Origin of the sequence: Pseudomonas sp. BN505, from assembly GCF_029873175.1 — a bacterium.
Taxonomy (GTDB): domain Bacteria; phylum Pseudomonadota; class Gammaproteobacteria; order Pseudomonadales; family Pseudomonadaceae; genus Aquipseudomonas; species Aquipseudomonas putida.
Window position 1 is genome coordinate 112,514 of record NZ_SSOI01000027.1, and the last position, 21,086, is coordinate 133,599.

At 63.2% G+C, this 21,086-nt stretch carries 17 protein-coding genes and 1 tRNA gene; 10 read left to right on the forward strand and 8 right to left on the reverse strand.

From position 1 onward, the window contains the following. The first annotated feature begins 143 nt into the window (after window positions 1-143). On the forward strand, window positions 144-1,907 hold the full coding sequence (locus E8E78_RS06450; RefSeq protein WP_280312863.1) for an ABC transporter transmembrane domain-containing protein: 1,764 nt from the start codon (window positions 144-146) through the stop codon (window positions 1,905-1,907). A 190-nt stretch (window positions 1,908-2,097) separates the two neighbouring features. Continuing rightward, window positions 2,098-3,714, forward strand: coding sequence for a methyl-accepting chemotaxis protein (locus E8E78_RS06455; RefSeq protein WP_049273476.1), 1,617 nt, complete (start codon window positions 2,098-2,100; stop codon window positions 3,712-3,714). A 55-nt stretch (window positions 3,715-3,769) separates the two neighbouring features. Here the strand turns inward: E8E78_RS06455 and E8E78_RS06460 are convergent. Together E8E78_RS06460 and E8E78_RS06465 are read right to left on the reverse strand one after the other, a co-directional pair. Next, window positions 3,770-3,846: transfer RNA gene (locus E8E78_RS06460), tRNA-Pro, on the reverse strand. 80 nt (window positions 3,847-3,926) lie between these two features. Beyond that, complete coding sequence (locus E8E78_RS06465; protein WP_016485624.1) at window positions 3,927-4,148, reverse strand: YgdI/YgdR family lipoprotein; 222 nt, start codon at window positions 4,146-4,148, stop codon at window positions 3,927-3,929. Window positions 4,149-4,335: 187 nt separating this feature from the next. On the opposite strand from E8E78_RS06465, the gene moaB reads away from it, so the two are divergent. Both moaB and glp read left to right on the forward strand, forming a co-directional pair. After that, window positions 4,336-4,875: a molybdenum cofactor biosynthesis protein B gene (gene moaB, locus E8E78_RS06470; protein ID WP_016500759.1), complete on the forward strand. Its 540-nt coding sequence runs from the start codon at window positions 4,336-4,338 to the stop codon at window positions 4,873-4,875. Then, entirely contained in the window at window positions 4,859-6,085 is a 1,227-nt protein-coding gene (glp, locus tag E8E78_RS06475; protein ID WP_049273461.1) for a gephyrin-like molybdotransferase Glp, read from the forward strand. Before moaB ends, glp begins: the two co-directional genes overlap by 17 nt. Here the strand turns inward: glp and E8E78_RS06480 are convergent. After that, entirely contained in the window at window positions 6,074-7,321 is a 1,248-nt protein-coding gene (locus E8E78_RS06480) for a glycosyltransferase family 4 protein (RefSeq protein ID WP_016500757.1), read from the reverse strand. The two genes, glp and E8E78_RS06480, sit on opposite strands and share 12 nt — an antisense overlap. Before the next feature lie 309 nt (window positions 7,322-7,630). Between E8E78_RS06480 and yegS the strand changes: the two genes are divergently transcribed. Next, on the forward strand, window positions 7,631-8,518 hold the full coding sequence (gene yegS / locus E8E78_RS06485) for a lipid kinase YegS (RefSeq protein WP_049273463.1): 888 nt from the start codon (window positions 7,631-7,633) through the stop codon (window positions 8,516-8,518). Here the strand turns inward: yegS and E8E78_RS06490 are convergent. The 3 genes from E8E78_RS06490 to E8E78_RS06500 form a co-directional block, all read right to left on the reverse strand. After that, window positions 8,502-9,161, reverse strand: a complete 660-nt coding sequence (locus E8E78_RS06490) for a response regulator transcription factor (protein WP_049273465.1) — start codon at window positions 9,159-9,161, stop codon at window positions 8,502-8,504. The two genes, yegS and E8E78_RS06490, sit on opposite strands and share 17 nt — an antisense overlap. Further along, complete coding sequence (locus tag E8E78_RS06495) at window positions 9,151-10,047, reverse strand: histidine kinase (RefSeq protein WP_049273466.1); 897 nt, start codon at window positions 10,045-10,047, stop codon at window positions 9,151-9,153. Before E8E78_RS06495 ends, E8E78_RS06490 begins: the two co-directional genes overlap by 11 nt. A 365-nt stretch (window positions 10,048-10,412) precedes the next feature. Further along, entirely contained in the window at window positions 10,413-10,916 is a 504-nt protein-coding gene (locus tag E8E78_RS06500; protein WP_049273468.1) for a hypothetical protein, read from the reverse strand. Window positions 10,917-11,266: 350 nt separating this feature from the next. On the opposite strand from E8E78_RS06500, the gene E8E78_RS06505 reads away from it, so the two are divergent. After that, window positions 11,267-12,202: a chemotaxis protein CheV gene (locus tag E8E78_RS06505; RefSeq protein WP_016500752.1), complete on the forward strand. Its 936-nt coding sequence runs from the start codon at window positions 11,267-11,269 to the stop codon at window positions 12,200-12,202. Window positions 12,203-12,257: 55 nt separating this feature from the next. Continuing rightward, window positions 12,258-13,061, forward strand: coding sequence for an MOSC N-terminal beta barrel domain-containing protein (locus E8E78_RS06510; RefSeq protein ID WP_049273470.1), 804 nt, complete (start codon window positions 12,258-12,260; stop codon window positions 13,059-13,061). Window positions 13,062-13,190: 129 nt separating this feature from the next. Here the strand turns inward: E8E78_RS06510 and E8E78_RS06515 are convergent, their stop codons facing one another. Continuing rightward, the gene (locus E8E78_RS06515) at window positions 13,191-15,116 is read right to left on the reverse strand and encodes a transglycosylase SLT domain-containing protein (RefSeq protein WP_049273472.1); all 1,926 of its coding nucleotides are present in this window, start codon (window positions 15,114-15,116) and stop codon (window positions 13,191-13,193) included. Between the two features lie 221 nt (window positions 15,117-15,337). Between E8E78_RS06515 and E8E78_RS06520 the strand changes: the two genes are divergently transcribed. Beyond that, complete coding sequence (locus E8E78_RS06520; protein WP_059395416.1) at window positions 15,338-17,266, forward strand: ATP-binding cassette domain-containing protein; 1,929 nt, start codon at window positions 15,338-15,340, stop codon at window positions 17,264-17,266. Window positions 17,267-17,391: 125 nt separating this feature from the next. Here the strand turns inward: E8E78_RS06520 and E8E78_RS06525 are convergent, their stop codons facing one another. Further along, the gene (locus E8E78_RS06525; RefSeq protein ID WP_016500748.1) at window positions 17,392-17,832 is read right to left on the reverse strand and encodes a universal stress protein; all 441 of its coding nucleotides are present in this window, start codon (window positions 17,830-17,832) and stop codon (window positions 17,392-17,394) included. 110 nt (window positions 17,833-17,942) lie between these two features. Between E8E78_RS06525 and E8E78_RS06530 the strand changes: the two genes are divergently transcribed. Next, entirely contained in the window at window positions 17,943-18,380 is a 438-nt protein-coding gene (locus tag E8E78_RS06530) for a hypothetical protein (protein WP_049277273.1), read from the forward strand. Window positions 18,381-18,907: 527 nt separating this feature from the next. Continuing rightward, entirely contained in the window at window positions 18,908-21,055 is a 2,148-nt protein-coding gene (gene fadB / locus E8E78_RS06535) for a fatty acid oxidation complex subunit alpha FadB (protein WP_016500746.1), read from the forward strand. Window positions 21,056-21,086: the final 31 nt, after the last annotated feature.

A 21,086-nucleotide genomic window follows, 5' to 3' on the forward strand; every position in this document is an offset into this window, starting at 1 on the left:
CTGAATCACGGCAGCAACAGTCCAACAGAAACCCTGTGAAAGCTCCATCATCTGTTTAGACCGATGCGTTATAGCAACCTGCATGCATTCCCCCTGCCGGATGAGTGGTAGTCTGCGGTTTCTCCGCCATCGTAGCCGCCGCCATGCCCGATTCGGTTTCACCTCGCCAACGCCGAGCCTTGCGCCTGGCTTGGCAGTTCGTTCGTCCGTACCGTCGACAGGTGCTGCTGGCCTTGTTGGCCCTGGTGGTTACTGCCGGCATCACGCTGTCCATGGGGCAGGGCATCCGCCTGCTGGTAGACCAGGGCTTCATGACCCGTTCGGCGCACCAGCTCAACCAGACCATCGGCCTGTTCCTGCTGCTGGTGCTGGCCCTGGCGGTGGGCACCTTCAGCCGTTTCTACCTGGTGTCGTGGATCGGCGAGCGTTGCGTGGCCGATATCCGCCGTGCCGTGTTCGACCACCTGATGGGGCTGCACCCCGGCTTTTTCGAAGACAACCGCAGTTCCGAGATCCAGTCGCGGCTGACCGCCGACACCACCTTGCTGCAATCGGTCATCGGCTCATCGCTGTCGATGTTCCTGCGCAACGCGCTGATGGTCATTGGTGGTGTGGTGCTGTTGTTCATCACCAACCCCAAGCTCACCAGCATCGTGGTGGTCGCCTTGCCGCTGGTGCTGGCACCGATCCTGCTGTTTGGTCGCAGGGTGCGCAGCTTGTCGCGCCAGAGCCTGGATCGGGTGGCCGATGTGGGCAGCTACGTGGCCGAGACCCTGGGGCAGATCAAGACGGTACAGGCCTACAACCACCAGGCGCATGACCGCGAACGGTTCGCCGACACGGTCGAAGCCGCCTTTGGCGTGGCCCGCAAGCGGATTGCCCAGCGTGCCTGGCTGATTACCCTGGTGATCGTGCTGGTGCTGGGGGCAGTGGGGGTGATGCTGTGGGTGGGCGGCATGGATGTGATCGCCGGGCGTATCTCCGCAGGCGAACTGGCGGCGTTCGTGTTCTACAGCCTGATCGTCGGTAGCGCGTTCGGCACCCTCAGTGAGGTGATCGGCGAGCTGCAACGTGCAGCGGGTGCGGCCGAGCGCATTGCCGAGCTTTTGGCGGCGCGCAGTGCGATCCTGCCACCCACCGTGGCGCAGGCGCTACCGCAGCAGCGGGCCAGTGGACGTATCGAGTTGCAGCAGTTGGTGTTCGCCTACCCGTCACGGCCCTCGGTGGCAGCGGTCGATGGCCTGAGCCTGGTTATCGAGCCCGGGCAGACCGTGGCCTTGGTGGGCCCCTCGGGGGCGGGCAAGTCGACCCTGTTCGATTTGTTGCTGCGCTTTTACGACCCACAGCAAGGGCGCATCCTGCTCGATGGCCTGCCGGTGACTGAGCTGGACCCCGACCAGTTGCGCCGCCAGTTCGCCCTGGTGGCGCAAAACCCCTCACTGTTTCGCGGAACAGTGGAGGCCAATATCCGTTATGGCCGACCCGATGCGACCCTGGCCGAAGTCGAAGCAGCGGCGCACGGTGCCCATGCCGACGAATTCATCCGGCAGCTACCGCAAGGCTACCAGACGCCCTTGGGCGAGGGTGGCATCGGCCTTTCTGGCGGGCAACGCCAGCGCCTGGCGATTGCCCGGGCGTTGCTGGTGGATGCACCGATCCTGCTGCTGGACGAGGCCACCAGCGCGCTCGACGCGCAGAGCGAACACTTGATCCAGCAGGCGTTGCCCAGCCTGATGGCCGGGCGTACCACGCTGGTGATCGCCCATCGGCTGGCCACGGTGCAGCATGCCGAGCGCATTGCGGTCATCGACAAGGGCCGGGTGGTGGCGGTGGGTACCCACCGCCAGCTGGTCGAGGAAAGCCCGCTGTATGCGCGGCTGGCGGCCTTGCAATTCACCAGCGGCTAATGCGTCGCGAGTTTGTAACAATTTTGTAGCAATTGCCTGAGAGTATCTGGCTCAACTGTTGCGTAAGTGCTCGACCTGGCTGCCATTGCTTGATGGCAGCTTTTTTTTGGCCTGCCAACAAGGACATGGAATGTCTTACCTGGTGTTGCGGATGCGCGCCATTCCTTTCCTTCCGGTTTCGAGATCCACGATGTTGCGTAAATCCCTCAGAGTGCAAATTCTCTCGCTGCTCGGCGGCAGCCTGGTGGCGATGCTGTTGATCGCCCTGGTGTGTTTCCAGTTTTTGTCGTCCAGCGTGCGCGGTTATGCCGAGTTGGTGGACGGGCCGCTGCGGGCTTCGCAATTGATTGATGAAGCTAACCTGCAGTTCAAGATCCAGGTGCAGGAATGGAAGAACGTGCTGCTGCGCGGGCGCCAGCCGGCTGAGATGGAGAAGTACTGGCAGCAGTTTCAGGCCCGCGAACAGCAGGTGCAACAATTGCTCGGGCAACTGATCGACAGCAGCGACGCCAGGCTCAAGGCGCCGTTGCAGCAACTGCGTGACAGCCACCGGCAGTTGGGCCAGGCCTATGCGCAGGGCCGTCAGGCCTTCCTCGCCGCTGGTGGCGACCCGGTAGCCGGCGACTTGGCGGTGAAGGGTGTAGACCGCGCCGCCAGCGAGCAGATGAGCGAACTGGTGGAGCAACTGCGTGCCGATGCCCGCCAGCGTGCGGCCAGCATCAACGCCAGTGCCGAACGCACGGTATGGCTGGGCTTGCTGGTGATGCTGGCCTCGGCGGTACTGGTGGGGCTGCTCAGCCTGTGGCTGGTCAACCGCAGCCTGATCGAGCCGATCCACCAGTTGATCGAGTACGTCGCGCAGCTTAGCCAGGGCCGTTTTGCCGCCCGCGTGGACAGCCGCCGTGAGGACGAACTGGGGCGCCTGGCGCGGGCGGCCAACACCTTGCGCGACTTTCTCGCCGACACCGTCGGCCGGCTGAAGGACAATGCCCAGGAGCTGGAAGGTGCCAGCGGCCAGTTGCGCAGCATTGCCGGCGACATGGCCCGCGGCACCCATGACCAGTTCCAGCGCACCGACCAGGTGGCCACGGCCATGCACGAGATGTCTGCCACCGCCCAGGAAGTGGCCCGCCATGCCGCTGAAGCTGCCCGCGCAGCGGATGACGCCGACCACAGTGCCCAGGCGGGTGAGCAGGTGATGCAGCAGACCATCGATATCATTGGCGTGGTCAACCGCGAAATCGCCGGCACGGCGGCGGTAATCCGCGACCTGGAACACGACAGCACGCGCATTGGCAAAGTGCTCGAAGTGATCCGCGGTATTGCCGAGCAAACCAACCTGCTGGCGCTGAACGCGGCCATCGAAGCGGCCCGTGCCGGCGAGGCCGGGCGTGGCTTTGCGGTGGTGGCCGATGAGGTGCGCAGCCTGGCCCAGCGCACGGCAGCCTCGATTGCCGAGATCCACCAGATCATCGAAGCGGTGCAGTCAGGTGCGGTTGAAGCGGTCAAGGCCATCGAAAGCGGCCAGCAACGAAGCGAAGAGGGGGCCGAGCAGGTGCAGCAGGCCGGGCAGATGCTGCAGCGCATCACCCAGGCGGTAGAGGCGATCCGCGACATGAACCGGCAGATCGCCACGGCGGCAGAAGAACAGACCAGCGTGGCCGAAGACATCTCGCGCAACCTGATCGAAATCACCCGCATTGCCACGGCCAACCAGGAGTCGGTGCAGCACACCGAGCAGGCGGGGCACCGCCTGCATGGGTTGTCCGGGCAACTGGGCGAAGTAACCTCGCGCCTGAGCGCCTGACACTTTTTCAGGGGCAACAAAAAGCCCGCGCAAGGCGGGCTTTTTGAAAAGGATCTGGTCGGAGAGACAGGATTCGAACCTGCGGCCTTCTCGTCCCGAACGAGACGCGCTACCTGGCTGCGCTACACTCCGATGAACAAAATCCTACTGTATCCCGTTTTCGCCCACAAGCCCTTGTTGTTATAAGGGCCTTTGCCAAAACAGGTGCTTGATCAGAGCTCTTTGACGGTGCGGATCTGGTCCTTGTTCAGGCGCGTGCGCTTACCGTCGAGTTGCTCGAATTCGTAGAAACCGGAGTCTTCGTCGAAGGATGGTTTATCCGTTGCCTGGATCTCCCGGCCATCGTTCAGGGTGATGACGGTAGGGGTCGAGCAGCCAGCGAGGGCGCCCAGGCCCAAGGCGAGCAGGAAGGCGGGTAGGGTCCGTTTGATCATCGTGTTTCTCCAAGTGCGATGGTGCTAGATGACATTTATGACGCAGGACATTAGTGCAAGTTCACTCCAAGTGCAGCATAGCGACAAATCTGTCTTCTTGATCCAGGGCAAGGCTGATGGCGCAACGCCGGGCAAAGGTACGCTGTGATATAACTGCGGCCATCTCATCCTGTTGTGACGGACCTCCATGAAAGCCAAGGCAGATACCCCCTTCGTGGCGCTGAACATCGCCGTGCTGACGGTCAGCGACACCCGCACCTTCGACACCGACACCTCTGGCCAGCTGTTCGTCGACCGCCTGAGCGCAGCGGGCCACCGCTTGGCCGAGCGCGTGCTGCTGAAAGACGACCTGTACAAGATCCGCGCCCAGGTCGCCACCTGGATCGCCGATGACAGCGTGCAAGTGGTGCTGATTACTGGTGGTACCGGTTTTACCGGCCGCGACAGCACGCCCGAAGCGGTGGCCTGCCTGCTGGACAAGCAGGTGGACGGTTTTGGTGAGCTGTTCCGGCAGATTTCCGTGGCCGACATCGGCACCTCCACCGTGCAGTCGCGCGCCCTGGCCGGGCTGGCCAACGGCACCTTGGTGTGCTGCCTGCCGGGCTCGACCAATGCGGTGCGCACCGGCTGGGACGGCATCCTGGCCGAGCAGCTCGATGCACGCCATCGCCCCTGCAACTTCGTTGCGCACCTGAAGCAGGCAGCGGCCTGTGACAGCCGTGGCTGAAGCTAGCCAGGCCCGGCCACTGATGCCGGTGGAGCAAGCCCTGGAGCAACTGCTGGCGCTGGCCGAAGCGGCGCCGATCCGTGACATCGAGAACCTGCCGTTGGCCGAGGCCGAGGGCCGCGTGCTGGCCACCGACCTGGTGGCCTCGCTCGACCTGCCGCCCTGGCCGAACAGTGCCATGGACGGCTATGCCTTGCGCAAGGCCGACTGGCAGGGCGAGCCACTGCCGGTCAGTCAGCGGATCTTCGCCGGCCATGCGCCGCAGCCCCTGCAGCCGGGCACCTGCGCGCGCATCTTCACCGGGGCGCCAGTGCCTGAAGGCGCCGATTGCGTCGAGATGCAGGAAAACACCGAAGTGGCCGAAGACGGTCGGGTGCGCTTTCTCGAACCCTTGCATGCCGATCAGAACATCCGCCCTCAAGGCCAGGAGACCCGCAAGGGCGAGCAGGTGATGAGCGCTGGCACCCGGCTGGGGCCGATCGAACTGGGCCTGGCGGCGACCCTGGGCCACGGCCGACTGGCCGTGGTGCGCAAAGTGCGGGTGGCGGTGCTGTCCACGGGTGACGAACTGGTCGAGCCCGGCCTGCCGCTGGGGCCGGGGCAAATCTACAACAGCAACCGCCGGCTGCTGGTCAGCTGGCTGCAGCGGCTGGGCTGCGACGTGGTCGATGCAGGCATCCTGCCGGATGATTTGGCGCTTACGCGCGCCTGTTTGGCCTCGCTGGGCGACGTTGATCTGATCTTGTCTACCGGTGGTGTCTCGGTGGGCGAGGCCGATTACCTGGGGGCGGCCCTACGCGAGGCGGGCGAGCTGGCCTTGTGGAAGCTGGCGATCAAGCCGGGCAAGCCACTCACCTTCGGCCACTTCCAGGGCGTACCAGTGATCGGCCTGCCGGGTAACCCGGCCTCTACCTTGGTTACCTTTGGCCTGCTGACCCGGCCCTATCTGTTACGTCGCCAGGGCGTGGGCGATGTCACGCCGCTGCGCTTCGACATGCCGGCAGGCTTTGACTGGCCCAAGGCCGGCACGCGGCGCGAGTACCTGCGTGCACGCATCGAGCAGGGCCAGGTGCGTATCTACAAGAACCAGAGCTCCGGCGTGCTGCGCAGCGCGGCTTGGGCCGAGGGTTTGGTGGAAGTGCGAGAGGGCAGCACGCCGAAACAGGGTGACAGCGTGCCGTTCATCCCCTTCAGCGAGCTACTTGGCTGAGCGGCCCAGCCAGGCACTGCCCAGCGGCGCGGCCTCGGCCGGCGCTGCCTGGGCCAGGCGCATGTGCACGTTCTCCAGTTGCTGGGCGGCCACGCTCCAGTCGTGGCGCTGGCGGGCGAACTGGCGGCCGGCAGCGCTCAACTGGCTCATGCGCCAGGGCTGGTTGAGCAGTTGGGTGATCAACAGGGCCAGCTGGTCGCCGTCATCGCTGCCCAGATAGTGCTCGCCGTTGTTTGCGGTCAGGCCCGATACGCCTTTGCCGGTGGTGATCACCGGTAGGCCGGCGGCCATTGCCTCCAGGATTTTTACCTTGGAGCCCCCGGCATAGCGCAGCGGCGCGAAGAACAGCGCCGAACGCTTTTGCAGTTCACGCAGGTCCGGGCGGTAGCCGAACCATTCGATGCGCGGGTCGTTCCAGTGCAGTTTCCAGCTGGCCGGCAGGGCATGCCCGGCTATTGCCAGGCGCACAGCCGGGTTGCTCATCCACACCTGCGGCATGATGTCTTCCAGCGCCCACTCGATGGCCTCAAGGTTGGCGCCATATTCGAAGTTGCCGACGAACAGCAGGCGCTGGCTGTGTAACGCGGGCTCCACGTGCTGGTAGAAGTCACAATCTACACCGTTGACCACCACATTCACCGGTCGCCCGCTGATCTGCGCGATCAGCTCGGCGTCGTGGGCGCTGACTGCCACCAGCTCGGTGGGCTGGCACAGCACCCGCTGTTCCCAGCGCCGGTAGCGCCAGCGGTCGAAGGCGTTGAGTGGGCGCAGCCACAGGGGCAGCCGGTCGTGGCAGGCACCGCCCATCACCGACTCGAGCGTGTGTTCGCTGAGCATGTAGGGCAATCCGCGGGCCTGCAGGGCCTTCTCGAACGGTTGAAAACTGTAGCTGTGCTCGATCTGGATCACGTCCCAGGGTTCGTCCAGCAATTGCTCGAAACGGTGCCGCAGGCACGGGGACAGGCCGTTGATGATGGCCCGCATGGGGTAGTCGATAATGGGCGAAGCCAATAGGTTCAGCGGGCTGTGCAGCGGCCGACGGGGCATTACGATCAGGCGTTCGAGCAGTGGCTCCAGGGCTTCGCGGGCTGTATCGCTGAGGGGGATTTTCGACTGCGCCAACAGGGTAATGCGGTGGCCCTGTTGTGCCAGTGCGCGCATCAGGTGGTATTGCCGGGTCTTGCTGCCGCTGGTGGTCGGCCAGGGTAGGTAGGGCAGTGTCCAGAGAATGCGCATGACCCGGAATCCTCGTGAAAGGTCGCGGATGAAAAGACGCGCCCATCGGCAGTGTGCTGAACACCACTGCCGGGGCGCGTCCATGGCTAGGGTTTCGGGCCCGGCAAACAGAAGTCAAAAGGCTGACTTCCCAGGTAGGTTTGGTTGCCTAGGTCAAAAACTTGTCAAAAGTTCATTTTCTGAGCATAGCGCGCATTGTCGGGTGTGGGAAAAAGACCACGTTGGCTTGGGTATTTTTTTGTGGGCATGCAACGATCGGTGAGCAGGCATGGTCGAGATCTGGGTCGGTCAACTTCACGGAGAAGCGCGATGCAAGGGCGCAAGGCAATGCTGATCCTGCACGGCAAGCAGGCGATGAACGAAGCGCTGCGCAGCGCCGTTTGCGACCTGCGCGATACCGGCTGGGTGCTGGATGTGCGTGTCACCTGGGAGGCGGGTGACGCGCAGCGCCTGGTCGGTGAGGCGCTGGCGGCGGGCTACAGCCATATCGTCGCAGGCGGTGGCGACGGCACTTTACGGGATGTGGCCGAGGCCATGGGCCTGGCAGATGCCGAGGCCAGCCTGGCGCTGTTGCCGCTGGGCACGGCCAACGATTTCGCCAAAGCCGCCGGCATACCCCTGGAGCCTGCCGAGGCACTGGCGCTGCTGAATACGCCGGCGCAGGCTATCGACCTGGGCCAGGCCGGCGACCAGTTGTTCCTCAACATGGCCACGGGTGGGTTTGGTAGCCAGGTCACCGCCAACACCTCCGAAGACCTGAAGAAGGTGCTGGGTGCCGCGGCCTACCTGTTCACCGGGTTGTCGCGCTTCAGCGAGCTGCAGGCAGCCACGGTGGAACTGCAAGGGCCTGACTTCCAGTGGCAAGGGAGCCTGCTGGCGCTGGGGATCGGCAATGGTCGCCAGGCGGGGGGCGGGCAAGTGCTGTGCCCTGAGGCGGTGGTGAATGACGGTCTGCTCGACATCGCCATCCTGCCAGCGCCGCAAGAGGTAGTCGGGGCAGTGCGCGACCTGTTGGCCGGTGACGGGCTTTTCGTCCGCGCCAGGTTGCCCTGGGTCGAGATCAAGAGCGCGCAGGGCCTGGACATCAACCTCGATGGCGAGCCGTTGCAGGCCGGCAACCTGCGGTTTCAGGCCAGGCCTGGCGCGTTGCAACTGCACCTGCCGGCCGGGTCGCCGCTGCTTAGTCATCCAGGCTGATGATTTTCTCGCGTACAGCGAACAGCACCAGGCCGGCCACATCATGAATCTGCAGGCGCTTCATGATTTGCGAGCGGTGGGTTTCCACGGTCTTGATCGACAGGCCCAGGCCCGCAGCGATTTCCCGGGTGGACTTGCCGCGCACGATCAGGCGCAGGATTTCCAGTTGTCGCGCAGTGAGGTTATGCCGCTCGCCAGCCGCTTGGTTGCCCTGCTTGGTGTGCCGTAGGGCTTGGTTGATGACGGTGTGGGCAATGGCTGGGCTGAGGTAGCGCTCGCCGTTGCGCACTGCGCCCAGGGCCTGCTCCAGCTCGGTGGCGCTGGTGTCCTTGAGCAGGTAGCCGTGGGCGCCGCTTTCCAGAGCCCGCATGATCAGGTCAGGGTCGGTATGCATCGAGAGGATCAGCACCTTGCATGTACTTGCGCTTGCCCGCAGTTGGGTGAGGGCGTCCAGGCCGCTGGTCGACCGCATGGAGATGTCCAGCAAGACGATGTCGGGCGCCAGCGCGCGCACCTGTTCGAGCAGTTGGCTGCCGTCGTCGGCTTCACCGATCACGTCATAGCCGGGGATGTCGCAGACCAGTGCGCGCACACCGGCGCGGATCAGCGAGTGGTCGTCAACCAGCAGCAGTCTACAGGTCATGGGTGGCCTTGCTCCCGGCGCGTTGCTGGGTACGCGCAGGCCACGGGAACACCGCCTCGATACGCGTGCCCAAGCCGAGCTGGCTGGTGATGTCGAGGCTACCCTGCAAGGCGGTGACCCGCTCCTGCATGCCAGCCAGGCCGCGCTGGCCTGCGTCGGCCGGGTGCCGTGCCGGGACGAAGCCACGGCCATCGTCGTGGATCGACAACGCCAGCCCCTCGGGGGTGCGCTGCAGCTGAATGATCAGGTTATCTGCCTGGGCGTGGCGCAGCATGTTGGTCACGGCCTCCTGGGTAATGCGAAACACCGCCATGGCCACAGCTTCGTCAATGCCGCCCAGGCGCTGGTTGCACGCCAGGCTCCAGTGCACACTGCTGCTGGCCAGGGTACGCACCAGGTGCGCGCGCAGGCTGGCTTCCAGGCCCAGGCTGGCCAATTGCCGAGGGTTGAGCAGGGCGGACACGTCGCGTACGTTGCCCAAGGTGTCATCCAGCGTGCTGCGCAGGGTATTGCAGTGGCCTTGCAGCTCGTCGGGCATGCGCCTTTGCAGCCACTGCAGCTGCAGCTTGGCGGCGGTGAGGAGCTGGCCGATGTCGTCGTGCAGTTCCCGGCCCAAGTGCTGGCGCTCGTCTTCCTGGACCTTGAGCATGCGCTCGGCCAGTTCTGCCGGGCGCAGGCTGATCGACTTGGCGCTCAGGCCCAGGTAGACGACGGTGCCCAGCGTAGCGACCAGTTGCAGCACCAGCAGGCTGGCCGGGGCTGCCTGGTTGGCCAGGTACAGCATCAGGTTGGCGACCAGCGAGGCCACGCATAACGCGGCCGTCACCCAACGCAGCAGGGCAACGCGGGAGCAGCAACGCAAAGAAGTCTTCAAGCGTGGAAGCATAGGTAGGGAAGCCACTGAAGTATTGCTGATGGAGGCCTTGCACAATGCTGCTCAGAGGCTTTGGCGCAGTACTTTCGATATTTTTTCGAGCACGTGATCGTTCAACCTTTATTCAGGTTGCAAGCGTTTGTGGGGGCGCATATTACCACTTCGCACTGTATCGGTCGCGGCTGGGTAATGCCTTGAAACGCCTGCGGGTCGAGCACTGGCGAGTGGCAAAGTGCCACCCATTGATCGCGCATTACGCACTTGTAGTGCAACTAGCGCGTTAGAGATTCACCTTGGCCCTCGAAAACTTGGCTAACTTCCCTAGTTCGATCTTTTTGGGGCATGAACGAACATGCTTAGTTGCACTTCGTGTCAGGTTAAGATGGTGGGTTCCACCTGCCTGTGCCGCGTGCCGCTGGAGCGTGCGGGTGGAGGCACGTGCTGCCGTGCTCGTCGCAGGAGGTACAGGCTTGCACAAACGGTTGCTTCACGACCTTGGCCAGGTCGCTCAGCAGCACCAGTTGCTCGCCGATGTCCAGGTTCAGCCGCCCGGTGCGGGTATCGAGCAGCTCCAGTTGCCAGGCCAGCAAGGTAAGGCAGGCCCCTAGCGCGGGCAGGGCTTCACGTTGCAGGCAGCCGCGGTGACAGGCGGGGGCAAGTAACTGTTGCAGAGCATTGGTGTAATGGGCGACTTCACGCAGGCCCAGGCGTGTAGCCTGCCTGGCAAGGCTCTCGAGGGTGTCGTCCAGGCAGCGGCAGGCATCTGGATCATTGTCGATCAGCTCCAGATGCTGCAGGCACTCCTGGGCCTGGGTCAGCAATACCTGGGCATCCAGCAGGTAACCCTGCAGGGCGTCATCGAACGATAAGGCAGTGTCCATGATCAGGTCCCCGCGCGTGGGGAAGGCGCAAGGGGTGGGCACGCCGAAACGATAGCTAGCAAAAGCCTGACTCCATTCATGCATTGAGAATGGCGTCACATTAATGGCTAAAGGATATCGCGAACATCAGGTTGCACCCGATTGCAGGTAGGGGTTTCCCTGATATCGAGCTCAGGCGGGGAACTTTTGTCGCCCTGCTGATTTGCCGTGTAATGCCCGCAGTAAAGCATGATGGTAAAGTGATATCAATTGCCTTCGCGGCATTTTCCCGCAAGGGTCAAGGTGTGCGTGAAGCCGCCGATACAGGGTGGATGCTTACACTTTTTTGACTCAAGCCTGGGGGTTTTCCAATGGCTGGCATTCTCGACACAGTAGACCAACGCACGCAACTGGTGGGTGAGAACCGCCTGGAAATTCTGATGTTTCGCCTGGCCGGCCGCCAGTTGTTCGCGATCAACGTGTTCAAGGTGCAGGAAGTGCTGCAACTGCCCAAGTTGACCCTGATGCCCCAGCGCCACGCCTTCGTCTGCGGGGTGGTCAACCTGCGCGGCCAGACCTTGCCAGTGATCGACCTGTCCCAGGCGATCGGCATGCGCCCGCTGCAGCCGGGGCCGGACAGCACCATCATCGTCACCGAGTACAACCGGTCGGTGCAGGCCTTCCTGGTGGGTGGTGTCGACCGTATCGTCAACATGAACTGGGAGTCGATCATGCCGCCGCCTGCCAGCGCCGGTCGCCAGCACTACCTGACCGCCATCACCAAGGTGGATGAAAAGCTGGTGGAGGTGATCGACGTGGAGAAGGTGCTGGCTGAGATTGTGCCGTACAACGCCCGGGTCTCCGGCGAGAAGCTTGCCGACCCGGTGCTGGCCCGTGCCCGCGGGCGCGAGGTGCTGCTGGTGGACGACTCCAGTGTGGCTCTGGCGCAATTGCGTGACACTCTGTCCCAGTTGGGGGTGAAGCTGCACGTGGCCAGTGACGGCCTGAAGGCGCTGCGCATGCTCAAGGGCTGGGCCGATGCGGGCGAGGACGTGTGCGAAAAGCTGCTGATGGTGTTCACTGACGCCGAGATGCCGGAAATGGACGGCTACCGGCTGACCACCGAGATTCGCAGCGATGCCCGTTTGCGCCAGCTCTACGTCGTGCTGCACACCTCGCTGTCGGGCAGCTTCAATGAATCCATGGTGAAGAAGGTGGGTTGCGACAACTTCCTGTCCAAGTTCCAGCCTGATCGCCTGGTCGATGTGGTCAAGCAACGCCTGCTGCTGGATGCTGCCACTGCGTGATCGCCGGGCCAGCCAGGTATAAGCTTGGCTTTTGGCATGACGCGAGGCGGCAGGGATGTTTCTCAGTGAGTTGTATCGATACCCGGTGAAGTCGGGCCAGGCGCAAAGCCTGCAGGCATCACGGGTGGGGCTGTTGGGGTTGCAGGGTGACCGGCGCTGGATGGTCGTGGAGGAAGAAAATGGACGCTTCCTGACCCAGCGTGCCTGGCCGCAACTTGGCCAGCTGCAGGCGTGCGATAACGACAACGGCCAGTTGTTGCTGCAGGCGCCTGGGCGGGTGCCGTTGCGGGTGCCTGTGCCCGCTGCCGATGATGCGCTGCGCGGCGTGACGATCTGGCGCGACACCCTGCGCGTGCCCGACGCTGGCGACGCAGCAGCGGCCTGGTTGAGCGCGTTGCTGGGCAAGGCCGTGCGGCTGGTGCATTGCCCGGAGCAGCGCGCGCGTTACCTGCCCAATGGTTACGGCCTCAACAGTGATCGGGCGGCGTTTCCCGATGGCTTCCCTTTGCTGCTGATTGGCCAGGGCTCGCTCGACGAGCTCAACCGGCGTATTGGCCGGCCCATGGAAATGCTGCGCTTTCGACCGAACCTAGTGGTGCAAGGGGCAGAACCGTTTGCCGAGGATGGCTGGAAGCGGATTCGCATTGGCAGCCTGGAATTTCGCGTGCTCAAGCCCAGTGTGCGGTGCATCTTCACAACAATTGATCCAGCAACCGGGGAGCGCAGTGCCGACCGCGAGCCGATGGTCACGCTCAAGACCTTTCGCGAGAAGGAGGGGGATGTGCTGTTCGGGCAGAACCTGGCGGTGGATGGCAGTGGGTGGCTTGAACCAGGAATGCAGGTGGAAGTTCTGGAGTGAATGTGCTGCGTGAACCGGCCCTATCGCCGGCAAGCCAGCTCCCACAGGTAGCGCACAAGCCTTCGAACCTGTGATGAACCTGTGGGAGCTGGCTTGCCGGCGATAGGGCCGGTTCAGGTTCAGCAGGCCCTACATGTCATCGAAGTACCGCTCATGCCAATCCACCAGCGGCTGCGGCGAATTCAGCTTCTGCCCGTAGATCACCGAATACGACAGCACGTTCTGCACATACTGGCGTGTTTCGTCGAACGGGATCGATTCAACCCACACATCGAAGCTCAGGTGCTTGGCGCCTTTCAGCCACTGCCGCACGCGGCCGGGCCCGGCGTTGTAGGCCGCCGAGGCCAGCACCCGGTTGCCGTTGAACTGGCTGTGCACCTGGCTCAGGTAGGCCGCGCCCAGCTGGATGTTCTTGTCCGGGTTCAGTACCTGCGCCGGTGATGCCAGCGGGATGCTGAACTTGCGCGCGGTCTCTTTGGCCGTGGCCGGCATCAGCTGCATCAGGCCGCTGGCACCCACCGGCGAGCGCGCATCCTCCATGAATGCACTTTCCTGGCGGGTGATGGCGAATACCCAGCTTGAATGCAGGCCGCGGACCTTGGCTTCGCGCACCAGGGTGTCGCGGTGGGCCATCGGGAAGCGGATGTCCAGGTCGTCCCAGTATTGCGCCTGGCTGATGGTGCGGATGGCCGGGAAGTACCAGCGCAGGTCGTAGCCCAGGCGTGCCTGGGCAACCATTTCGTCGCGGGTGAAGTGGCGGCTTACGTGGTACCACTCGCGGCGGCCCTCGACGATCTGGCCGCGGGCGTGGAATTCCAGTGCACGCTGGATGCCGGGCGTGTTGCGCACCTTCTTGACCAGTTGCGGGCTTAGCAGCAGCGGCTTGTTGTTCAGCTGGTATGGCGTCTGTGCCCGGTCGGCAGCGAGGAAGCCATAGAAGTCGCGCTCACGTGCCACGGTCTTGTACAGCAGCGGGATCTGCGGGTTGTTCGGCTGGGCCAGCTCCAGGCTGCGTGCCTGCCAGTATTTCCAACGGCTGCTGCTGGCCAGGTCCTGGGGCAGGCGCCTGGTCAGCTCGTAGGCGTCTTCCCAGCGGCCCAGGCGCAGCAGCAGGCGCAGGCGCCATTCGCTGACGGTGTTGTCGCGCAGTTCGGGGTCGTAGCGGGTCATCAGGTCGAGCGCGCGCGGGTCGTAGCGGCGTGCCAGGGTCAGGCCGATTTCGCGGGCGATGGCCACCTTCTCGTCGCGAGAGAAGTGCATGCGCTGGGCATAATCGTCGAGCAGTGCCATGGCCCGCTCCGGGTCCTGCCGGGCCAGGCGGCGCAGGCCGAGGCTGACGACATCGGACATGGCTTCGTTGACCGGGGTAAAGCGCGACGGCTGGTTGAGCAGCTCTGGCTTTTGCGCCACGTCGACCAGAAGGCGCCCCTGAGGGCCGAGGGTGGTCAGGGTCTTGACCAGGTTGTTGGCCAAAGCGTAGTTGCGCGTCTGGGCCGCCAGCTTGGTGCGTTCCCAGCGCTTGGCCTCGGTCAGCTGGCCTTCGGCCGCCCACATGCCAAACAGTGTGTCGCAGGCGGCAGGTTGTGACTTCCCGACGTTCCACAATTTGTCAGCTGTGGCATAGCCCTCGGCGCGCAGGCCATGGCTGAGCTGATACTGGCCGTTGAGGCAGTCCAGTTCGGTGAAATTGAGCTTGGGGTCGTAGTATTTGACGAAGGTGTCCCATTCGCCGCGTTCGGCCAGCCAGCGTAGCCAGCGCAGTTTCATCCAGTTGGCCTGGGGCAGGTCGCCATGCTTGGCGAGAAAGCCTTCGATCTCCTGGTTGCTGGCGCTTTTGAGGCGGGCGGTAAGCTCGTCGTAGGCCAGGTACGGTGTCAGCGGGTAGTCGCTCAGGGCTTGCGCATAGCGCAAGTACGGGCCTTTGTCGCCTTTGGCCAGCGCACGCTTGGCCTCGTCGTAGTACTGGCGCTGCTGGGTGAGGTCGGTGGCCTGCGCCGCGCAGGTGGCAGCGGTGAGCAGCAGGCATGATGCAATGTGTAACAGGCGGCTGCGCATGATACGTCCGGGCAGTAGAACCATGGGGAAGTGACGGCGGAGCCAGCACTGTTGGAAGCAATTGCCTTAGCTTAGCTGTTTGCCGGCGGCGGGTGAAAGCACTGTGCTTGTATCGGGATATTAACTTCGACCAGATGTCGCAAAGCGCTCGTAGGGTGGCCAAGCGGATGCCGTCGAGGGCCAAGTCAGGTAGAATGCGCGCCCGATTTATGGAGACCAACATGACCCTGCTCAAATTCAGCGATGTGTCCCTCGCATTCGGCGCCATGCCGCTGCTGGACAAAGTGTCCTGGCAGATCGCTCGTGGTGAGCGGGTGTGCATCATCGGCCGCAACGGTACTGGCAAATCCAGCATGCTGCGCCTGGTCAAGGGCGAGCAGAAGGGCGACGACGGTGAAGTCTGGCGTGCCCCGGGCCTGAAGATCGGCGAGCTGCCGCAGGAACTGCCGGTGGCCGACGATCGCACGGTGTTCGATGTGGTGGCCGCAGGGCTGGATGGCGTCGGTGAGTTGCTGGCACAGTTCCATCACCTGAGCATGAATATCCAGAACGACGAAGACCTGGAAAAGCTCATGCACGTCCAGCACGAGCTGGAAGCCCGTGATGGCTGGCGCCTGCAGCAAGTGGTGGAAAGCACCCTCAGCCGCCTGCAGTTGCCGGCCGACAAGACCCTGGCCGAGCTGTCCGGTGGCTGGCGCCGCCGTGTGCTGCTGGCCCAGGCGCTGGTGTCCGAGCCCGACCTGCTGCTGCTCGACGAGCCTACCAACCACCTGGACATCGGTGCCATTGCCTGGCTCGAAGAGGCATTGCGCAGCTTTAACGGCGCGGTTTTGTTCATCACCCACGACCGGTCCTTCCTGCAGAACCTGGCCACCCGCATCCTTGAACTGGACCGTGGCGGCCTGATCGACTGGAACGGTGACTACGCCAGCTTCCTGGTGCACAAGGAGGCCGCACTGGCCGCCGAAGAAACCGCCAACGCGCTGTTCGACAAGCGCCTGGCCCAGGAAGAAGTGTGGATCCGCCAAGGCATCAAGGCCCGCCGCACCCGTAACGAAGGCCGGGTGCGTGCGCTGAAGGCCTTGCGCGTGGAGCGTGGTGAGCGCCGCGAACGCCAGGGCAAGGCCAACATCCAGATCGAGTCGGCCGAAAAATCCGGCAAGCAGGTGATGGTGCTGGAAAACGTCAGCTTCCATCACGCCGGCGGGCCAATGCTGGTCAAGGACTTTTCCATGGTCCTGCAGCGCCAGGACCGTATCGGCCTGCTGGGCGCCAACGGCACCGGCAAGACCACCTTGCTCAAGCTGATGCTCGGCGGCCTGGAGCCCACGTCGGGCAAGGTCGAGAGCGGCACCAAGCTGGAAGTCGCCTACTTCGACCAGATGCGCCACCAGCTCGAGCTGGAAAAGACCGTGATCGACAACCTGGCTGAAGGCCGTGACTTCATCGAGATCGACGGCCAGAACCGCCACGTGCTGAGCTACCTGGGCGACTTCCTGTTCAGCCCGCAGCGTGCCCGCACGCCGGTCAAGGCATTGTCGGGTGGCGAGCGTGCGCGCCTGTTGCTGGCCAAGCTGTTCAGCAAGCCGGCCAACCTGCTGGTGCTCGACGAACCGACCAACGACCTGGACGTTGAAACCCTCGAACTGCTCGAAGAAGTGCTATCCAACTACAAGGGCACCGTGCTGATGGTCAGCCACGACCGGGCCTTCCTCGACAACGTCGTCACCAGTACCCTGGTGTTCGAAGGCGAGGGCAAGGTGCGTGAGTACGTCGGCGGCTACGAGGATTGGATTCGCCAGGGTGGCTCACCGAAGCTGCTGGGCGTGACCGAGAGCAAAGGCGGCAAGTCGGCGCTCAACAGCGCAGTGGTGGAGAAAGTCGAGGACAAGCCCGCGCCAGTTGCTGCGCCGGTGGCGGAAGAAGCTTCGAAGAAGAAGCTCAGCTACAAGCTGCAGCGTGAGCTGGAGATGCTGCCGGGGCAGATCGACCAGGTTGAGCAGCGCATGGCTGAGGCTCAGGAAGAAGTGAATGCGGCTGGCTTCTACCAGCGCCCGATTACTGAAACTTCCGCAGTGCTGGCCAAGATCGAGAAGCTCCAAAGTGAGCTGGATGCGCTGGTAGAGCGCTGGGCCGAGCTGGAAGGCTGATAGGCGTCAGCCTGGACTGGCCCTATCGCCGGCAAGCCAGCTCCCACTGGTACACCACAGGTTTCAAGCTTTGTGGTATCCCTGTGGGAGCTGGCTTGCCGGCGATAGGGCCGGGGCAGGTTAAGTCATTCCTTCTTCTGCAACCGCACCGCCAGTACATCGCACGGCGCACCGTGCAGCACGTCATTGGCCGTGGAACCCAGCAGCAACGCCAGGCCATGGCGGCCATGGCTGCCGACCACGATCAGGTCGCACTTCTGGTCCTTGGCCAGTTGGTGGATTTCCTGACGCGGCTGGCCGTAGGTCAGGTGTGAGTCGCCACGGTTGATCTCAGGGTATTTGTTGAACAGGCGGTCCATGCGCTCCTTGGCCTGGTCGAACTGTTGCTGTTGCAACTGCGACAGGTCCATGGGCACGTCACCGCCGAATGCCATGGCCATCGGCTCGACGATGTGAACCAGGGACACCTTGGCGCCTGAGGGCTCGGCGAGCTTCATGGCACGCTTGATCACCGGGTCGCATTCTTCGGTCAGGTCGACGGCGACCAACAAATGTTCATATTGCATGAGCGGTACTCCTGGCAATCGCGATAGAAGAAGTATGGTCGCTTTCGGGCGGGTCTTCCGTGAAAAATGGCTAACCAGCTCATTTGCAACGCTTTATGGGAACTACTGATATGACGGTATTGCTGGTGGTGTCAATCCTTGCGCTGATTCTCAGCCCGCTTTCCTGGCTGCGCGGCTCGCGCAAGCAGAGCGAGCAGATGAAGCTGCGCCTGGAGGCACGGCGAATGGGGCTGGGTATGCAGCTGGCGCCGCAGCAATGGCCGCACTGGCTCGAAAAGGAGCCGCCAAGCCCTTGCCCGCAGTACCATCGGGCACGGCGTCGGGGGAATGAAGACAGCTTCAGCTTCTGGCAGATCAGCCCGGGGGTGTGGTGGAACCAGTGGCGTGAGCCCTGCGAAGATCCACGCTTCATTGAGCCTCTGGCGCGCTTGCCGGCGAGCGTCTACAAGGTCGAAGCCGATGCGCGGATGATCGCCCTCTACTGGACTGAACGGGGTGATACGGCTGTGTTGCAGGATGTTGCCTACGTCCTCGAAACCCTGGCTTGAACCCCGGGGCTACCTCCTACAGGTACGGCGTAGGCGTTCAGGGCTTTAAACGACAAAGCGGCGGCTTGGCAGAACCCTGAAGGGGTGGGGTGCCAAGTCGCCGCTTTGCGTTCTGCTGCGCAGAAAAGGCCAGGCAGGCCGGGTATTCACTCAAGCAGGTGGCAGTGTAGCCGCCTTGGGTTGCCGCGCAAGTCGAAAGTCGCAGCGTTATTCAATCGGCCGTGGTCAATCGCTGACATGAATGGTCGGCGATCACTGTCATCATGTTTTGTACCCAGACGATACAAAGTGACCGGAAAGTCGCGTTTTCGCCGTGCTCGTGAGCATTTGACAACGCCGATCTTTTCGGAGAATGTGTGCACACCCAAATCAAACGGGCGTATGAATTGAGCGTTTGTATGTCATGACGCCAAGCCATACTTCCGACTAGCGCGCTGACGGGTGTGCCTGGGGCAGGGCAGCTAGGCCTGCTTCTGCTGCAGCGATCGGCGTGTACAGTTCAGCTTCCATATCGTGGAGATCAGTTGATGATTTACGAAGGTAAAGCCATCACGGTTAAGGCTCTTGAAAGTGGCATCGTCGAGCTCAAGTTCGACCTCAAGGGTGAGTCCGTCAACAAGTTCAACCGCCTGACCCTGAACGAGCTTCGCCAGGCTGTCGATGCCATCAAGGCCGACGCCTCGGTCAAGGGCGTTATCGTCAGCAGTGGCAAGGACGTGTTCATCGTCGGCGCCGACATCACCGAGTTCGTCGACAACTTCAAGCTGCCCGAGGCCGAACTGGTCGCCGGCAACCTGGAAGCCAACCGCATCTTCAGCGCCTTCGAAGACCTCGAAGTGCCGACCGTTGCGGCCATCAACGGCATCGCCCTGGGCGGCGGCCTGGAGATGTGCCTGGCCGCCGACTACCGGGTCATGTCCACCAGCGCCAAGATCGGCCTGCCAGAAGTCAAGCTGGGCATCTACCCCGGCTTTGGCGGCACCGTACGCCTGCCGCGCCTGATCGGTTCGGACAACGCTGTCGAGTGGATCGCTTCCGGCAAGGAAAACCGTGCCGAAGACGCCCTGAAAGTGGGTGCCGTCGACGCCGTGGTCGCCCCTGAGTTGCTGCAGGCCGGTGCCCTGGACCTGATCAAGCGCGCCATCAGTGGCGAGCTGGACTACAAGGCCAAGCGCCAGCCTAAGCTGGAAAAGCTCAAGCTCAATGCCATCGAGCAGATGATGGCCTTCGAGACCGCCAAGGGCTTCGTTGCCGGCCAGGCCGGCCCGAACTACCCGGCCCCGGTCGAAGCCATCAAGACCATCCAGAAAGCCGCCAACTTCGGCCGCGACAAGGCCTTGGAAGTCGAAGCCGCAGGCTTTGCCAAGCTGGCCAAGACGTCGGTTGCCGAAAGCCTGATCGGTCTGTTCCTGAATGACCAGGAACTCAAGCGCAAGGCCAAGGCGCATGACGAGATCGCCCATGACGTGAAGCAGGCCGCCGTGCTCGGCGCCGGCATCATGGGTGGCGGCATCGCTTACCAGTCGGCGGTCAAAGGCACCCCGATCCTGATGAAGGATATCCGCGAGGAAGCCATTCAGCTGGGCCTGAACGAAGCCTCCAAGCTGCTCGGCAACCGCGTCGACAAGGGTCGCCTGACCCCGGCCAAGATGGCCGAGGCGCTCAACGCCATTCGCCCGACCCTGTCCTATGGCGATTTCGCCAATGTCGACATCGTCGTCGAAGCCGTGGTCGAGAACCCGAAAGTGAAGCAGGCCGTGCTGGCCGAGGTGGAAGGCCAGGTGAAAGAGGATGCGATCCTTGCGTCCAACACCTCGACCATCTCCATCAACCTGCTGGCAAAAGCGCTCAAGCGCCCGGAAAACTTCGTCGGCATGCACTTCTTCAACCCGGTGCACATGATGCCGCTGGTGGAAGTGATCCGTGGCGAGAAGTCCAGTGAAGTGGCGGTCGCCACCACCGTGGCCTACGCCAAGAAAATGGGCAAGAACCCGATCGTGGTCAACGATTGCCCGGGCTTTTTGGTCAACCGCGTGCTGTTCCCGTATTTTGGCGGCTTTGCCAAGCTGGTCAGTGCCGGTGTCGACTTCGTGCGCATCGACAAGGTCATGGAAAAATTCGGCTGGCCGATGGGCCCAGCCTACCTGATGGACGTGGTCGGCATCGACACCGGCCACCACGGGCGTGACGTGATGGCCGAAGGCTTCCCGGACCGCATGAAGGACGAGCGCCGCTCGGCCGTCGACGCGCTGTACGAGGCGAACCGCCTGGGCCAGAAGAACGGCAAGGGCTTCTATGCCTACGAAACCGACAAGCGCGGCAAGCCGAAGAAAGTCTTCGACGCCGCCGTGCTGGACGTGCTCAAGCCAATCGTGTTCGAACAGCGCGAAGTCACCGACGAAGACATCATCAACTGGATGATGGTCCCGCTGTGCCTGGAGACCGTGCGCTGCCTGGAAGACGGCATTGTCGAAACCGCCGCCGAAGCCGACATGGGCCTGGTGTATGGCATTGGTTTCCCTCCCTTCCGCGGTGGTGCGCTGCGTTACATCGACTCGATCGGTGTGGCCGAATTCGTCGCCCTGGCCGATCAGTACGCCGATCTGGGGCCGCTGTACCACCCGACTGCGAAGCTGCGTGAAATGGCCAAGAACGGCCAGCGCTTCTTCAACTGAGCGGTCAACGAGCTAGAGCGAGAGATTTGAT

Excerpts from the sequence above, each read along its gene's own strand:
- E8E78_RS06450 (WP_280312863.1), top strand. The coding sequence starts at position 144 with ATGCCCGATTCGGTTTCACCTCGCCAACGCCGAGCCTTGCGCCTGGCT.
- E8E78_RS06455 (WP_049273476.1), top strand. The coding sequence starts at position 2,098 with ATGTTGCGTAAATCCCTCAGAGTGCAAATTCTCTCGCTGCTCGGCGGC.
- E8E78_RS06465 (WP_016485624.1), bottom strand. The coding sequence starts at position 4,148 with ATGATCAAACGGACCCTACCCGCCTTCCTGCTCGCCTTGGGCCTGGGC.
- moaB (WP_016500759.1), top strand. The coding sequence starts at position 4,336 with ATGAAAGCCAAGGCAGATACCCCCTTCGTGGCGCTGAACATCGCCGTG.
- E8E78_RS06480 (WP_016500757.1), bottom strand. The coding sequence starts at position 7,321 with ATGCGCATTCTCTGGACACTGCCCTACCTACCCTGGCCGACCACCAGC.
- yegS (WP_049273463.1), top strand. The coding sequence starts at position 7,631 with ATGCAAGGGCGCAAGGCAATGCTGATCCTGCACGGCAAGCAGGCGATG.
- E8E78_RS06490 (WP_049273465.1), bottom strand. The coding sequence starts at position 9,161 with ATGACCTGTAGACTGCTGCTGGTTGACGACCACTCGCTGATCCGCGCC.
- E8E78_RS06495 (WP_049273466.1), bottom strand. The coding sequence starts at position 10,047 with ATGCTTCCACGCTTGAAGACTTCTTTGCGTTGCTGCTCCCGCGTTGCC.
- E8E78_RS06500 (WP_049273468.1), bottom strand. The coding sequence starts at position 10,916 with ATGGACACTGCCTTATCGTTCGATGACGCCCTGCAGGGTTACCTGCTG.
- E8E78_RS06505 (WP_016500752.1), top strand. The coding sequence starts at position 11,267 with ATGGCTGGCATTCTCGACACAGTAGACCAACGCACGCAACTGGTGGGT.
- E8E78_RS06510 (WP_049273470.1), top strand. The coding sequence starts at position 12,258 with ATGTTTCTCAGTGAGTTGTATCGATACCCGGTGAAGTCGGGCCAGGCG.
- E8E78_RS06515 (WP_049273472.1), bottom strand. The coding sequence starts at position 15,116 with ATGCGCAGCCGCCTGTTACACATTGCATCATGCCTGCTGCTCACCGCT.
- E8E78_RS06520 (WP_059395416.1), top strand. The coding sequence starts at position 15,338 with ATGACCCTGCTCAAATTCAGCGATGTGTCCCTCGCATTCGGCGCCATG.
- E8E78_RS06525 (WP_016500748.1), bottom strand. The coding sequence starts at position 17,832 with ATGCAATATGAACATTTGTTGGTCGCCGTCGACCTGACCGAAGAATGC.
- E8E78_RS06530 (WP_049277273.1), top strand. The coding sequence starts at position 17,943 with ATGACGGTATTGCTGGTGGTGTCAATCCTTGCGCTGATTCTCAGCCCG.
- fadB (WP_016500746.1), top strand. The coding sequence starts at position 18,908 with ATGATTTACGAAGGTAAAGCCATCACGGTTAAGGCTCTTGAAAGTGGC.